12 protein-coding genes are annotated in these 14406 nt (G+C 41.6%); 10 read left to right on the top strand and 2 right to left on the bottom strand.

All coding sequences use genetic code 11. The features are described 5' to 3' along the window. Positions 1 to 12 precede the first annotated feature (12 nt). The 10 genes from rpoZ to AXE83_RS08070 all read left to right on the top strand — a co-directional run bounded on the left by rpoZ (position 13) and on the right by AXE83_RS08070 (position 11638). Positions 13 to 327: a DNA-directed RNA polymerase subunit omega gene (rpoZ, locus tag AXE83_RS08115; RefSeq protein WP_006146546.1), complete on the top strand. Its 315-nt coding sequence runs from the start codon at positions 13 to 15 to the stop codon at positions 325 to 327. 84 nt (positions 328 to 411) lie between these two features. Beyond that, on the top strand, positions 412 to 2808 hold the full coding sequence (locus tag AXE83_RS08110) for a primosomal protein N' (protein ID WP_060956085.1): 2397 nt from the start codon (positions 412 to 414) through the stop codon (positions 2806 to 2808). Positions 2809 to 2820: 12 nt separating this feature from the next. Continuing rightward, positions 2821 to 3756, top strand: a complete 936-nt coding sequence (gene fmt, locus AXE83_RS08105) for a methionyl-tRNA formyltransferase (RefSeq protein ID WP_060956084.1) — start codon at positions 2821 to 2823, stop codon at positions 3754 to 3756. Then, the gene (gene rsmB / locus AXE83_RS08100) at positions 3749 to 5062 is read left to right on the top strand and encodes a 16S rRNA (cytosine(967)-C(5))-methyltransferase RsmB (RefSeq protein WP_060956395.1); all 1314 of its coding nucleotides are present in this window, start codon (positions 3749 to 3751) and stop codon (positions 5060 to 5062) included. Before fmt ends, rsmB begins: the two co-directional genes overlap by 8 nt. A gap of 15 nt (positions 5063 to 5077) precedes the next feature. Continuing rightward, positions 5078 to 5818: a Stp1/IreP family PP2C-type Ser/Thr phosphatase gene (locus AXE83_RS08095; RefSeq protein WP_060956083.1), complete on the top strand. Its 741-nt coding sequence runs from the start codon at positions 5078 to 5080 to the stop codon at positions 5816 to 5818. Beyond that, on the top strand, positions 5815 to 7701 hold the full coding sequence (pknB, locus tag AXE83_RS08090; RefSeq protein ID WP_060956082.1) for a Stk1 family PASTA domain-containing Ser/Thr kinase: 1887 nt from the start codon (positions 5815 to 5817) through the stop codon (positions 7699 to 7701). The genes AXE83_RS08095 and pknB overlap by 4 nt, the downstream gene beginning before the upstream one ends. Positions 7702 to 7805: 104 nt before the next feature. Then, positions 7806 to 8564, top strand: a complete 759-nt coding sequence (locus AXE83_RS08085; RefSeq protein ID WP_049549274.1) for a threonine/serine exporter family protein — start codon at positions 7806 to 7808, stop codon at positions 8562 to 8564. A gap of 1 nt (position 8565) precedes the next feature. Continuing rightward, positions 8566 to 9015, top strand: coding sequence for a threonine/serine exporter family protein (locus AXE83_RS08080; RefSeq protein ID WP_049503410.1), 450 nt, complete (start codon positions 8566 to 8568; stop codon positions 9013 to 9015). 176 nt (positions 9016 to 9191) lie between these two features. Further along, positions 9192 to 10364 (top strand): hydroxymethylglutaryl-CoA synthase, encoded by a 1173-nt coding sequence (locus AXE83_RS08075; RefSeq protein ID WP_060956081.1) that lies wholly within the window; start codon positions 9192 to 9194, stop codon positions 10362 to 10364. Then, complete coding sequence (locus tag AXE83_RS08070) at positions 10364 to 11638, top strand: hydroxymethylglutaryl-CoA reductase, degradative (RefSeq protein WP_060956080.1); 1275 nt, start codon at positions 10364 to 10366, stop codon at positions 11636 to 11638. Before AXE83_RS08075 ends, AXE83_RS08070 begins: the two co-directional genes overlap by 1 nt. Positions 11639 to 11789: 151 nt before the next feature. Here AXE83_RS08070 and AXE83_RS08065 read toward each other — a convergent pair whose 3' ends face one another. Together AXE83_RS08065 and AXE83_RS08060 are read right to left on the bottom strand one after the other, a co-directional pair. Beyond that, the gene (locus tag AXE83_RS08065) at positions 11790 to 12755 is read right to left on the bottom strand and encodes a LacI family DNA-binding transcriptional regulator (RefSeq protein WP_060956079.1); all 966 of its coding nucleotides are present in this window, start codon (positions 12753 to 12755) and stop codon (positions 11790 to 11792) included. Further along, on the bottom strand, positions 12736 to 14190 hold the full coding sequence (locus AXE83_RS08060) for a sucrose-6-phosphate hydrolase (protein ID WP_060956078.1): 1455 nt from the start codon (positions 14188 to 14190) through the stop codon (positions 12736 to 12738). Before AXE83_RS08060 ends, AXE83_RS08065 begins: the two co-directional genes overlap by 20 nt. Positions 14191 to 14406: the final 216 nt, after the last annotated feature.

Raw genomic sequence — 14406 nt, 5'->3', positions numbered from 1 at the left:
AGGTACAAACAAATGATGCTTAAACCCTCTATTGATACCTTACTTGACAAGGTACCATCAAAATATTCACTCGTCATCTTGGAAGCAAAGCGTGCTCATGAATTAGAAGCTGGAGCACCTGCTACTCAAGAATTTAAATCTGAAAAATCTACTCTTCGTGCCCTGGAAGAAATTGAATCTGGGAATGTAACCATCCACCCAGATCCAGAAGGAAAACGCGAAGCTGTTCGTCGTCGTATCGAAGAAGAAAGACGATTGAAAGAAGAAGAAGAAAAGAAAATTAAAGAGCAAATCGCGAAAGAAAAAGAAGAAGGTGAAAAAATTTAAGGTTGGGGGGACTCAATCTTATTTTTTCTATTGCAAGAATACTCAATCAATTAAAAGGATTTAAGAAGAGAAGGAGGTGAGGATATGGCTATTGCAAAAATCATTGTGGATGTTCCCTTGATGCAGACAGACCAGCCCTATAGCTACAAGATTCCAGAGGAATTTGAAGGGATGCTGGAAGTTGGCATGCGGGTTCATGTACCTTTTGGGAAGGCCAATCGCTTGATTCAGGGAATTGTTCTTGGGTTGGAGTCTCAATCTGATGCAGATGTGGCAGACGAGGACTTAAAAGAAATTGCCGAGGTGCTGGACTTTTCTCCTGTTTTAACAGAGGAACAACTCTGGTTGGCTGAAGAACTACGTAAGTCAGTCTTCTCATACAAAATTTCTATTCTAAAAGCTATGCTTCCGGGATTTTTGAATTCTAGCTATGATAAGATCCTCTATCCTCTGGAAGGCTTGAGTCAGGAAGATAAAGAGCGATTGTTCGGTTCGCAAGAATCTCTAGCCTTTTCATCTCTCGACCTGGAAAAGCAAGCTGAGATGATGCGATTGACCCGAAAAGGGATCTTGAAGCTAGAGTATCAGGCTGTGGATCAGAAGAAAGTTAAAACGCAGTCTTGGATTCAAGTGAATCTTGACAAATTAGAAAAGCTAGCAATCTCAAACCGTGCCAAGAAGAAATTGGAACTGCGAGATTATTTATTAGCACATCCAGAAAGCACTCCTTTGGCTACTTTGTTAGAACATTACTCACGAGAACAAGTCAATTTCTTTGTGGAACAGGGTGCTTTGACGATTCTTCAAAAGGAAGTTCAACGCTCAGCTGCCTACTTTGAAGGAATCGAGTCAAATCAAGCCCTAGAATTAAATCCAGAGCAAAAACAAGCCTGTGAGGCGGTTGTTGGAGCGATTGGAAAGAAACATCCTCCATTTCTTCTACAAGGAATCACTGGAAGTGGGAAAACCGAGGTTTATCTGCAGATTATCCAAGGGGCCCTGGATATGGGGAAAACAGCGATTGTTCTTGTACCAGAGATCTCTCTGACACCCCAAATGACAGAGCGCTTTATTGCTCGTTTTGGTGAGCAAGTTGCCATCCTCCATTCGGGTTTGTCCAATGGTGAAAAGTATGATGAGTGGCGCAAGGTGGAGCGTGGAGATGCTCAGGTAGTTGTAGGGGCCAGGTCTGCTATTTTTGCACCTTTAAAAAATCTAGGTGTTATCATTATCGATGAAGAGCATGAGGCTAGTTATAAGCAAGATAGCAATCCGCGTTATCATGCTAGGGATGTGGCTCTTTTACGAGCTCAGTATAATCAAGCTGCCCTAGTCCTTGGTTCTGCAACACCGAGTCTAGAAAGTCGTGCGCGTGCTGGTAAGGGTGTTTATCAACATCTACGCCTGACGCAACGGGCCAATCCTTTAGCAAGTATACCTGAAGTTCAACTGATTGACTTCCGTGATTATATTGGGCAAAATGAAACGTCAAACTTTACACCACCTCTGATTGAGGCAATACAAGATCGACTGGATAAAAAAGAGCAAGTGGTTCTCATGCTCAATCGTCGTGGTTATTCTAGCTTTGTTATGTGTCGGGAATGTGGGACTGTTGATACCTGTCCCAACTGCGATATTTCTCTTACTCTGCACATGGATACTAAGACTATGAATTGTCATTATTGTGGTTTTTCTAAGGAAATTCCTCATGTCTGTCCAAACTGTCAAAGTCGCAGTATTCGTTACTATGGAACAGGAACTCAGAAAGCCTACGATGAGCTAGCGGAACTCTTTCCAGAGGCACGCATTCTACGCATGGATGTGGATACAACTCGTAAAAAAGGCAGTCACCAAGCTTTACTTGAGCAGTTTGGCAAGGGTGAAGCGGATATTCTTCTGGGAACCCAGATGATTGCCAAGGGCTTGGATTTTCCAAATGTGACCCTTGTCGGAGTTCTCAATGCGGACACAGCCTTGAACCTGCCTGATTTCCGTTCTTCTGAGAGAACTTTCCAACTCTTGACCCAGGTGGCAGGACGAGCAGGAAGAGCTGAAAAAGCTGGGCAGGTCTTGATCCAGTCTTACAATCCTCAGCACTATGCTATTCGCTTTGCCAAGGATCAGGACTATGAAGGCTTTTATGCCTATGAAATGGGTATCAGACGTCAGTTGGGTTATCCACCTTATTATTTCACAATTGGAATTACCTTGTCTCATAAGAAAGAAGAAGAGGTTCTTAGACGTGCTTATCAAGTCATGGAAATATTGCGGTCAGGTTTGTCGGATGCTAGTATCATCCTTGGACCAACGCCAAAACCTATCGCTCGTACTCATAACCTCTATCATTATCAAATTTTAATTAAATACCGTTTAGAAGATGAGCTGGGTCCAACCCTTAACCAGGTCTTGGCCTTGACACAAGAACGGGAAAATAGCGAACTTCGTCTCAGTATTGACCACGAACCGCAACAATTTTTATAAGAAGGAGAAGATATGACAAAACTAATATTTATGGGAACGCCTGAATTTTCAGCGACTGTTTTAAAGGGACTTTTGACAGATGACCGCTACGAGATTGTTGCAGTTGTAACTCAGCCAGACCGTGCGGTTGGACGTAAAAAAGTCATCCAAGAAACCCCAGTCAAACAAGCAGCCAAAGAAGCAGGTCTTCCTATCTACCAGCCTGAAAAATTATCTGGTAGTCCAGAAATGGAAGCCATCATGAATTTGGGAGCTGACGGGATTGTAACAGCAGCTTTTGGACAATTCCTCCCAAGTAAACTCCTTGATAGCATGGATTTTGCAGTCAATGTTCATGCTTCGCTCCTTCCTAAACACCGTGGTGGTGCTCCTATCCATTATGCCTTGATTCAGGGTGATGAGGAGGCAGGAGTAACCATTATGGAGATGGTCAAGGAGATGGATGCAGGAGATATGATTTCTCGTCGTAGTATTCCAATTACAGATGAGGACAATGTAGGAACCTTGTTTGAGAAATTGGCGATTGTTGGTCGTGATTTGCTTTTGGATACTTTGCCTGCATACATTGCTGGCGAGATTCAGCCTCAACCGCAGGACCCAAGCCAGGTTACATTTTCGCCTAATATCAAACCTGAAGAAGAAAAGTTGGACTGGAACAAGACCAATCGTCAACTCTTTAACCAAATTCGTGGGATGAATCCTTGGCCAGTTGCTCATACTTTTCTAAAGGGCGAACGCTTCAAAATCTATGAAGCTCTGCCTGTAGAAGGCGAGGGGAATCCAGGTGAGATTATCTCTATCGGTAAGAAAGAATTGATTGTCGCAACAGCAGAAGGAGCCCTGTCTCTCAAGCAGGTTCAACCAGCAGGAAAACCTAAAATGGACATTGCTTCCTTCCTCAACGGTGTGGGACGAACTTTGGCAGTAGGAGAACAATTTGGTGACTAAAGTAGAAACGGCTAGAAGTTTAGCCTTAGAGGTGCTAGAAGACGTCTTTGTCAATCAAGCATATTCCAATATCGCCCTAAATAAACACCTCAAGGGAAGTCAACTATCAGTTGCAGATAAGGGTTTGGTGACAGAGCTGGTCTATGGAACTGTAGCTCGAAAACTTACATTGGAGTGGTACTTGTCTCATTTTATCCAAGACAGAGACAAGTTAGATAGCTGGCTCTATGTTCTTCTTCTCATGAGTGTCTATCAACTCCAATATCTAGATAAGCTACCTGACCATGCAGTGGTCAATGAAGCAGTGGAACTGGCTAAACTTCGAAAAAAGGGGAGCGAAAAACTAGTCAATGCAGTCCTTCGTCGTATCTTGCGTGAGGGTTTGCCAGATATTACCAGTATCAAACGTAAAAATAAGCGTGATTCCATTGCCTACTCTTTGCCAGTTTGGTTGGTTTCTAAGCTCAAGGAAGAGTATGGTGAAGAGCGAGCGCAAGCGATTTTTGAAAGTCTATTGAGGCGTAATAAAGCCAGTATTCGCGTAACAGATTTGAGCCGAAAAGAGGAAATCAAAGCTTTGCTTGGTGCAAGTGATTCTCATTTATCTCCTGCTGGTCTGGTTAAGGAACAGGGGTATTTTGCTAGTCATGACTTGTTTTCAGAAGGACTTATTACTATCCAAGATGAGTCAAGTCAACTGGTTGCACCGACACTAGAGCTACAAGGCGACGAGCAGGTTTTAGATGCTTGTGCAGCTCCTGGCGGAAAGACCGCCCATATGGCATCCTATCTGATGACAGGTCAGGTGACGGCTCTAGATCTCTATGACCACAAACTCACTTTAATTCAAGAGAATGCTCAGCGTTTAGGTGTAGCGGACCGTGTCCAAACGCAAAAACTAGACGCTCGAAAAGTGCATGAATTTTTTGGTAAGGATCAATTTGATAAGATTCTTGTTGATGCCCCTTGTTCAGGGATTGGTCTATTGCGTCGAAAACCAGATATCAAATATAATAAAGAGACAGCAGATTTCGCGTCATTACAGGAAATTCAATTGGAAATATTAGGTAGTGTTTGTCAAACGCTACGTAAAGGTGGTATAATAACGTATAGTACCTGTACTATTGTCTCGGAAGAGAACTTTCAAGTGGTTCAAGCTTTTTTAGAAAGTCATCCCGAGTTTGAGCAGGTTAAACTAGAACATGAATGTAAGGATATCGTGAAAAATGGTTGTATCCTCATTACTCCGGAATTATACGGAAGTGATGGATTCTTTATCAGCCAATTTCGTAAGATATCCAATTAGGAAGGAACTGACACAATGGAGATTTCATTATTAACAGATGTGGGTCAGAAACGTACAAATAATCAAGACTATGTCAATCTTTTTGTCAACCGTGCCGGTCGTACAATGATCATCTTGGCTGATGGGATGGGAGGACACCGTGCAGGTAATATTGCCAGCGAGATGGCAGTAACTGATTTAGGTGTTGCCTGGGTTGATACGCAGATTGACACCGTTAATGAAGTTCGCGAATGGTTTGCCCACCATCTTGAAGTTGAAAATCAAAAGATTTATCAAATGGGGCGTGATGAAGCCTACAAGGGAATGGGGACAACTCTAGAAGCCCTTGCAATTATTGATCATCAAGCTATTTATGCTCATATTGGAGATTCTAGAATCGGTCTCATTCGAGGAGAAGAGTACCGTCAACTGACAAGTGATCATTCTTTGGTCAATGAATTGCTCAAGGCGGGTCAATTGACACCTGAAGAAGCTGAGGCACATCCACAAAAGAATATCATCACACAGTCTATTGGGCAAAAAGATGAAATTCAACCTGACTTAGGAATTGTCAGCTTGGAACCAGGTGACTATCTGGTCATGAATAGTGACGGTCTAACCAATATGATTTCAGGCAGTGAGATCTATGATATTGTGACTAGCGATATCTCTCTTGATGATAAGGCAGCCACTTTGGTACGCTTTGCCAACAATGCCGGAGGGCTTGATAATATTACAGTTGCCCTTGTTTCGATTGAGGAGGAGGCGGCACTATGATCCAAATCGGCAAGATTTTTGCCGGGCGGTATCGGATTATCAAACAAATTGGCCGTGGGGGTATGGCAGATGTCTACCTGGCCAAGGATTTGATTTTAGACGGGGAAGAGGTAGCTGTAAAGGTCCTGAGGACTAACTACCAGACTGACCCGATTGCTGTTGCGCGTTTTCAGCGTGAAGCGCGTGCAATGGCTGACTTAGATCATCCCCATATCGTTCGGATAACGGATATCGGTGAAGAGGACGGTCAACAGTACCTGGCTATGGAATATGTAGCTGGTCTTGATCTCAAGCGCTATATCAAGGAACACTATCCCCTCTCAAATGAAGAGGCTGTCCGTATCATGGGTCAGATTCTCTTAGCGATGCGCTTGGCGCACACTAAAGGTATTGTCCATCGTGACTTAAAGCCTCAAAATATTCTTTTAACTCCGGATGGGACGGCTAAGGTAACGGACTTTGGGATTGCCGTAGCCTTTGCAGAGACCAGTCTGACTCAGACCAACTCTATGTTGGGTTCTGTTCACTACTTGTCACCTGAGCAGGCTCGTGGTTCTAAAGCAACGTTCCAAAGTGACATCTATGCCATGGGGATTATTTTCTATGAAATGCTGACAGGGCATATCCCTTATGATGGCGATAGTGCAGTAACCATCGCTCTCCAGCATTTTCAAAAACCTCTTCCTTCGGTCATAGCTGAAAATCCATCTGTTCCCCAAGCTTTGGAGAATGTGGTCATCAAAGCAACTGCTAAAAAGCTAACAGATCGATACCAGTCGGTTTCAGAGATGTATGTTGATTTATCTAGCAGTCTATCTTATAACCGCAGAAATGAACCTAAACTTGTTTTTGATGATGCTACTAAGGCGGACACAAAGACATTGCCAAAGGTTTCTCAAACAACCTTGACCTCTATTCCTAAGGTTCAACCACAGACAGATAGCCATCAGGCAACTAAAGCTAGCCCAGAAGTAAGCGCTAAAAAATCTGTGGAAAAACCAGTGAAAAAACGTCGTTTTAAAGCACGCTATCTGGTTCTACTAGCAAGTTTCGTACTGGTTGCGGCTTCTCTAGTATGGATTTTATCCAGAACACCAGCTACCATCGATATTCCAAATGTAGCAGGTCAAACAGTTGCTGAAGCTAAGGAAACCTTGAAAAAAGCCAACTTTGAAGTTGGTGATGAGAAAACGGAAGCTAGTGAAACAGTCGAGGAAGGACGAGTGATTCGGACAGATCCTGAGGCAGGTAGTAACCGAAAAGAGGGAAGTAAGATTAATCTGATTATTTCAACTGGTAAGCAATCCTTTAAGATTGGTAATTACATTGGTAAGAAGTCTACAGATGTCATTGCTGAGTTGAAGGAGAAAAAAGTTCCCGAAAATCTGATTAAGATTGAGGAGGAAGAGTCCAGTGAATCGGAACCAGGTGTGATTTTGAAACAGAGTTTATCTGAAGGTACGACCTATGATCTTACTAAGGCTACTTCCATCGTCTTGACAGTTGCTAAAAAGAAAAAGGTTACAACTGTGACCATGCCAAACTATGTTGGATATAGTCTTGAATTTGCAAAAAATAATCTCAAAAGTTTAGGTATTAGTGAAGATAGAATTGAAATTAAAGAAGTGGAGATAGCACAAGAAGGAATTAAAGAAGGTGAGATTGCCAAACAAAGTCCCGCACCCGATGAAAAACTTGATTTAAGCAATCCGATAGTTAAACTCTATATTTATAAACCTAAAAAAAATTCACCACCAATTAGTCAACCTTCGTCAGAACAAAATTCTGGTCAAACTGACACAACAAACCCTACAAACCCTACGCAGGGTAACCATCCAACAACACCTACACAAGATGGAACTGGAAGTCAACGAAATCAATAGACTCTCTATATATAAACCAATCTTTGTCACAGTTTCTGTGGCAAAGATTTTTTTTCCTCCAAAATTATGATAAAATAAAATGGAGTTTGAAAAAGGAGGGAAATATGGAAGAATCAAAAAAACTGAATGCAGTTATTGATGTCATCATGCTAGCTGGAACAATTCTGCTTCGCAATGGTTCTGAGATTTATCGTGTTGAAGATACCATGATTCGGATTGCTCATTCACAGGGCATTATGGATTGTAATGTTTTGGCCATGCCTGCCGCCATCTTTTTCTCCATTGAAAATACAAATATCTCTCGTATGAAGCGAGTTACATCCTCCTCTTATAATATTGAGAAGGTATGTGATGTTAACCAGATTTCACGACAACTTGTAGCAGGACAGCTTGATCTGGATACAGCCTTTATCCAACTAAAGGAATTAAATGCTAAGGCGTCTCCCTATACCAATGTTCAACTAACTGCTGCAGCGACTCTCAGTGCTCCCTTCTTTTCAATCATGTTTGGTGGGAATGTCTACGATGCAATCGGAGCAGGAGTGGCGACCTTATTTGCCTTTACTTGCTCTCTCTATGTAGAGAAGTTTATTCGTATTCCTTTTATGACAGCTTTTGCAGGTGCTCTTGTCTTTGGTTTGATTGCACAATTTTGGGCGCGCTATTCTGGTTTACCATCGACGGCGGATTTAGTGATTGCAGGTGCAGTTATGCCCTTTGTACCTGGAATTGCCCTGACCAATGCTGTTCGAGATATTATGACCAATCACATTAACTCTGGTATGAGCAAGATGTTTGAATCCTTGCTGATTACCCTTGCCTTAGGGGCTGGAACATCAGTCGCCCTCGTACTAATGAACTAATATGACACTAACAACATTTTTATTGCAAGCTCTGGCAAGTTTGCTTGCCATTATTACCTTTTTAATTGTTTTAAATGTCCAGCGTTCCATGCTCATCCCTGGTGGAGTTTTAGGGATGTCTATCTGGTTACTCTATCTGATACTCAAGGAACCAACCAATGTCATTTTGGCAACCTTTATTGCTGCTGTGATTGGTTCTTGTGTCAGCCAAATTATGAGTATCCTCTATAAGACACCAGCAGTTGTTTTTGCTCTGGCTATATTGGCGCCACTAGTACCAGGTTATCTATCTTATCGAACCACTTCCTTCTTCGTTACAGGTGACTACGGCCATGCCATTTCTAGTGCCATGTTAGTCATGATGTTGGCCCTTGTTATCTCCATTGGAATGGCCAGTGGGACAGTTTTGTTGAAATTGTATCATTATCTCAAAAAGAATCGAGCTAGCTAAGACTCGATTTTTTGTAGCTCTAAAGTTCTGTTTGTTGGACTAGCCTAAAAATGAGATAAGGTTTTTAAAATGAACTTGATTTGGTGAATCAAGTCTTTTTTCGCTCATTTGACTTCAATTGTGATAAAATAGAGGTGAACGATTTTTTACAATGAATGATAAAAATAGAGGTAAATATGACAATCGGTATTGATAAGATTGGTTTTGCGACCAGTCAATACGTTTTGAAATTACAAGATTTAGCAGAAACCCGAGGAATTGATCCTGAAAAATTGAGTAAAGGACTCCTTTTAAAAGAATTGAGTATCGCTCCTTTAACAGAGGATATTGTTACCTTGGCTGCTAGTGCAGGAAATTCTATCCTGACTGAAGAAGATAAGCAAGAGATTGATATGGTTATCGTAGCGACAGAGTCTGGAGTCGATCAAAGTAAGGCGGCTGCAGTCTTTGTACACGGTTTATTAGGAATCCAACCATTTGCTCGTAGTTTTGAAATCAAGGAAGCTTGCTATGGTGCAACTGCGGCACTTCACTATGCTAAGTTACACGTAGAAAATTCTCCAAAATCAAAAGTTTTGGTACTAGCCAGTGATATTGCAAGGTATGGTGTTGAAACTCCTGGAGAACCAACTCAAGGTGCAGGCTGTGTTGCCATGTTGATTAGCCAAAATCCACGCGTTATGGTCTTCAACAACGATAACGTTGCGCAGACTCGTGACATTATGGACTTTTGGCGTCCAAACTATTCGACAACACCATTTGTAAATGGAGTCTACTCAACACAGCAGTATTTGGATAGCTTAAAAACGACTTGGGAAGAGTACCAAAAGCGATATGATTGCGACTTGAATGATTTTGAAGCTATTTGTTTCCATTTGCCATATCCAAAGCTAGCTCTCAAGGGATTGAAAAAAATCCTCGATAAATCTCTACCTCAAGAGAAAAAGGATTTACTTCAAAAACACTTTGATGAGTCCATTATTTACAGCCAAAAGGTTGGAAATATCTATACAGGTTCACTCTTTTTAGGACTCTTATCTCTTCTTGAAAATTCTGATAGTCTCAAAGCAGGGGACAAGCTAGCTCTCTATAGCTACGGAAGCGGTGCTGTATCTGAGTTCTTCAGTGTGGAATTGGTTGAAGGCTATGAACAGCAATTGCAGAAAAATCGCTTAGACTTGCTAGACCAGCGTCAAGCATTGAGCGTAGCTGATTATGAACGAATCTTCTTTGAGGAAGCAAACTTGGATGAGTCAGGTTCTGCAACCATGTCAGGCTATGAGGGACAGGACTATGCTCTGGTTGAGATTGTAGACCACCAACGTCGCTACAGCAAGGTTGAAAAATAATGAAAAAAAATTGGAATGGATTTGCTAAAAAATCAATTCAAGAGCGCCTAGAACTAGTTAAGTCTCAGGCGCTTACTTCTATGGAAGCCCAAGAAAGTCTTGAGCAAAATGAGAATCTCAGTCTAGCAGTTGCGAACCAATTGAGTGAAAATGTAGTGGGGACCTTCTCACTTCCATACTCAGTAGTTCCAGAAGTGTTGGTAAATGGTCAAGAGTACACCGTTCCTTATGTGACCGAAGAGCCATCTGTGGTTGCTGCGGCTAGTTTTGCTAGTAAGATTATCAAGCGTGCGGGTGGTTTTACTGCACGAGTTCATCAGCGACAAATGATTGGTCAGGTAGCTATTTATCAGGTTCCAGATAGGGATAAAGCTTGTCAGGCTATTTTGAGTCAGAAAGCGGAACTACTCGAACAAGCAAACCAAGCCTATCCCTCTATTGTCAAACGTGGTGGTGGAGCGAGAGAGCTAAAAGTTGAGAAAATTTCTGGTGAGGCTGACTTTTTAGTGGTTTATCTCCATGTAGATACTCAAGAAGCAATGGGAGCTAATATGCTCAATACCATGCTTGAAGCTTTAAAACCAAGTCTAGAGGCTCTAAGTCAAGGGCAAAGTTTAATGGGAATTCTATCCAACTATGCAACAGATTCTCTAGTAACCGCAACTTGTCGGATTGCCTTTCGTTATTTGAGTCGCCAGAAGGATGAAGCGCGTGAACTAGCTGAAAAAATGGTTTTAGCCAGCCAGTTTGCTCAAGCAGATCCTTATCGAGCGGCTACCCACAATAAGGGAATCTTTAACGGAATTGATGCTCTCTTGATTGCTACTGGAAATGATTGGCGTGCCATTGAAGCAGGAGCACATGCCTATGCGAGTCATGATAGTTCCTATCGTGGTCTTAGTCGTTGGACTATGGATTTGGAAACAGAAGAACTGATTGGAGAGATGACTCTGCCGATGCCAGTTGCTACCAAGGGTGGATCAATTGGTCTCAATCCTCGTGTCGTTCTCAGCCATGACTTGCTAGGTCATCCATCAGCTAAGGAATTGGCTCAAATTATCGTTTCGATTGGTCTCGCTCAAAACTTTGCAGCACTTAAGGCTCTGGTCAGTACAGGAATCCAGCATGGACACATGAAACTTCAAGCGAAGTCACTAGCCCTCCTTGCAGGAGCTACAGAGGCAGAAGTGCCTAAGTTGGTAGAAAGCTTGATTGCTGAAAAAACTTTTAATCTAGAGAAAGCCCAAACACTCTTGAAAAAATTTAGATCATAAGAAAAACTCAGACTGATTCAGTCTGAGTCTTTTTGTTTATACTCAATGAAAATCAAAGAACAAACTAGGAAGCTAGCCGCAGGTTGCTCAAAACACTGTTTTGAGGTTGCAGATGGAAGCTGACGTGGTTTGAAGAGATTTTCGAAGAGTATTAAATACTTTTACCTGGTAAGAGACTAACTGGTAAGAAATAACCGGTTGTGGCAACTTCTTTTCCTTCGATTTTTTGAAGTAGTAAATCAACTGTCAGGCGAGCAATTTCTTCCAAGGGTTGTTTAATGGTAGTAAGGTGAGGATAGAAATTCTCGATAAAATAAGTTCCATCATAGCCAATAACCTTGAGTTCTTCTGGAACAGAGATACCAAGCTCCTGGGCAATCTTCATAACCAAGATGGCTGTTAAATCATCTGAAGCAAAAATCGCATCTGGTTTTTGCTTAGTCAAGATATTTTTGATTTCCATTTCTTTTCGAAGGGGTGAAAAGTCACTGGAAACATTGATAATAGGAGCCTTGGGTAAGATTGAAGCAAAACCAGCATGACGAAGTCCTGTTGGAGAATTGGAGTTGTCATTACCTGTAATCATGATGATAGCCTTGGCTCCAGTTTTAGCCAAGGTCTGAGCGGCTAGGACTCCGCCAGCATAGTTATCAGAAGAAACGACAGGAATATCTGGTGACAAGTTTCGGTCAAAGGAGATGATAGGAGCCGTCACGCGATTGTAGTCTTCAATCCCTAAGTTATGGCTACCAGAGATAATACCGTCCACCTGGTTGGCCTCTAGCATTTCAAGATATTCACGTTCTTTTTCCGAATCGTGTTCACTGTTACAGATGATTGTCTTATAGCCTTTTTTGAAGAGTTCGTGCTCTAATTTGTCAATCAATTCAGCATAGAAAACATGGCTGATTTTTGGGAAAATTAGCCCAATTAACTTGGCAGATTTACCTTGAAGACTGCGAGCCAGATTGTTAGGTTTATAGCCTAGCTCACGCATAGCATCTTTAACCTTTTGAATAGTTTTTTCTGACAGGTAGCCTTTTTTATTAATAACACGTGAGACAGTAGTTGGGCTGACGCCTGCTAGTTCTGCGACATCAGTTAGTTTTGCGACCATATTCTAATTCGTAGTATGTTCCAGTTGGGTTTCCAGATTTAATGAGGATTCCATTTTGATCTTCGTGAGGGAAGACACGACCAGAAAATACTTTTTCTCCTTTATTGATAAAGATTTCAAAGACTGAGTTGTCGATGAAGATATTGACAGTAGTTGCTTGATTAGTAACTGAGCAAGAGCGAGTAGTTCCAAATTCTTGAGCGTATTGCTCACCTGCTTGACTGCGGTCAACAGTAACTTGACCATTGACAAGGTCAAAGTTGATAGAGAGTCCTTTGCCATCTTTATCAGCAAGAAGAACGATTTCATTTTGACTATCAGCTTCTAGGTTAAGCTCGATCTCGTAGGTGTTTTTGGTTTCAGAACGATTTGAGAATTCCTCTTCTGAAGCACGAAGATCCTGGATAGCTGCTACAGGGTATTGATAGAGTTTGCCGTCTTTAATGGTAAGTTCTTTTACCAATGAGAAAGTTCCTTGGTGATCAAAACGGTCAGATGGGTAAGAAACGTCTGGTAAACCAAGCCAACTAACAGCAAGGGCACGTCCATCAGGGGCATTGAAGGCTTGAGTGGCATAGGCTTCAAAACCATAATCGAGGTTGTGTAGTTCAGACACATCTACCATACGAGCATTTTCTGGGTCAAAGGAAGCGCCGATTTTATACATGTTTGGATAGATATTGTCGTATTCAAGAACCTTTTTATCCAAACCTTGTGGGCAGTAAAGAAGGACAGGTTGTTCTCCGACAAAGACTAGATTTGGGCACTCCATCATATAGGCAGTGCGGTCATTGTTAAAGTCAAGATCAGCAACTTCTTGCCAGTTTGTATAATCATTATCGATAGCCTTATAGAGACGAACAAAACCTTTTTTGTCCAAATCTTGACCACCAACGATAGCGTAGTATTGCCCTTTAAAGTTAAAAATCTGTGGATCGCGGAAGTGGTCAGTAGCATCAGCAGGCTGATCAATCAAGATTTTATCAATCTTTTTAATATTTCCATCCTTATCCATCAAGGCACCGATCTGATAAGGGTGGCGTACCCAATTGTCATCACGGACATTTCCAGTATAAAAAAGGAATAATTGATCGCCAAACTGCATAGCAGAACCAGAGTAAGCACCGTGGCTATCTAAAGGAGTATCAGGTAAGATTTTTACACCTGTTTCAGTAAAGTGCACCAAATCGTCACTTTCAAGCTGAACCCAAGACTTTAACCCATGAGCTGCTCCGAAGGGGAAGTTTTGGTAAAAGACAACCCACTTGCCATCGAAATAAGAAAAGCCGTTTGGGTCGTTGAGGAGACCTTCCTTTGGCTCAATGTGATAGCTGACATGCCATGGGGATTGTGCCATCTTTTCTTGGATTTCTTTTCTTTCTTCTTGTGTCCAATCTTCATAACGTCTGTAACGACGTTCAGTAGTCCATTCCATTTCTATTTCCTCCATAAATTCTACTATCTTAATAGTAAACGTTTCCTTATAAAAAAGCAAGTCTTTCACACTAAATTTAAGAAAAAAATGTCAAACGATTGACAGAGTTCAGAAACAAAATTTTATGAAAATCGATGAAAATATGAAAGTTTTTGAAAATTTAAAAGTAAAAACCCTGAGTTTATAGGGTATTTATTGCTGTGTTGATGAAAAAAA

It is taken from the genome of Streptococcus sp. oral taxon 431 (assembly GCF_001553685.1).
Taxonomy (GTDB): Bacteria; Bacillota; Bacilli; order Lactobacillales; family Streptococcaceae; genus Streptococcus.
This window is presented reverse-complemented; position numbering and strand designations above follow the sequence as displayed.

Bases quoted from the DNA above. Each gene is read 5' to 3' on its own strand.
- AXE83_RS08095 (WP_060956083.1), top strand. From the start codon at position 5,078: ATGGAGATTTCATTATTAACAGATGTGGGTCAGAAACGTACAAATAAT.
- AXE83_RS08065 (WP_060956079.1), bottom strand. From the start codon at position 12,755: ATGGTCGCAAAACTAACTGATGTCGCAGAACTAGCAGGCGTCAGCCCA.
- AXE83_RS08080 (WP_049503410.1), top strand. From the start codon at position 8,566: ATGACACTAACAACATTTTTATTGCAAGCTCTGGCAAGTTTGCTTGCC.
- AXE83_RS08075 (WP_060956081.1), top strand. From the start codon at position 9,192: ATGACAATCGGTATTGATAAGATTGGTTTTGCGACCAGTCAATACGTT.
- pknB (WP_060956082.1), top strand. From the start codon at position 5,815: ATGATCCAAATCGGCAAGATTTTTGCCGGGCGGTATCGGATTATCAAA.
- rpoZ (WP_006146546.1), top strand. From the start codon at position 13: ATGATGCTTAAACCCTCTATTGATACCTTACTTGACAAGGTACCATCA.
- AXE83_RS08070 (WP_060956080.1), top strand. From the start codon at position 10,364: ATGAAAAAAAATTGGAATGGATTTGCTAAAAAATCAATTCAAGAGCGC.
- AXE83_RS08060 (WP_060956078.1), bottom strand. From the start codon at position 14,190: ATGGAATGGACTACTGAACGTCGTTACAGACGTTATGAAGATTGGACA.
- AXE83_RS08110 (WP_060956085.1), top strand. From the start codon at position 412: ATGGCTATTGCAAAAATCATTGTGGATGTTCCCTTGATGCAGACAGAC.
- fmt (WP_060956084.1), top strand. From the start codon at position 2,821: ATGACAAAACTAATATTTATGGGAACGCCTGAATTTTCAGCGACTGTT.
- AXE83_RS08085 (WP_049549274.1), top strand. From the start codon at position 7,806: ATGGAAGAATCAAAAAAACTGAATGCAGTTATTGATGTCATCATGCTA.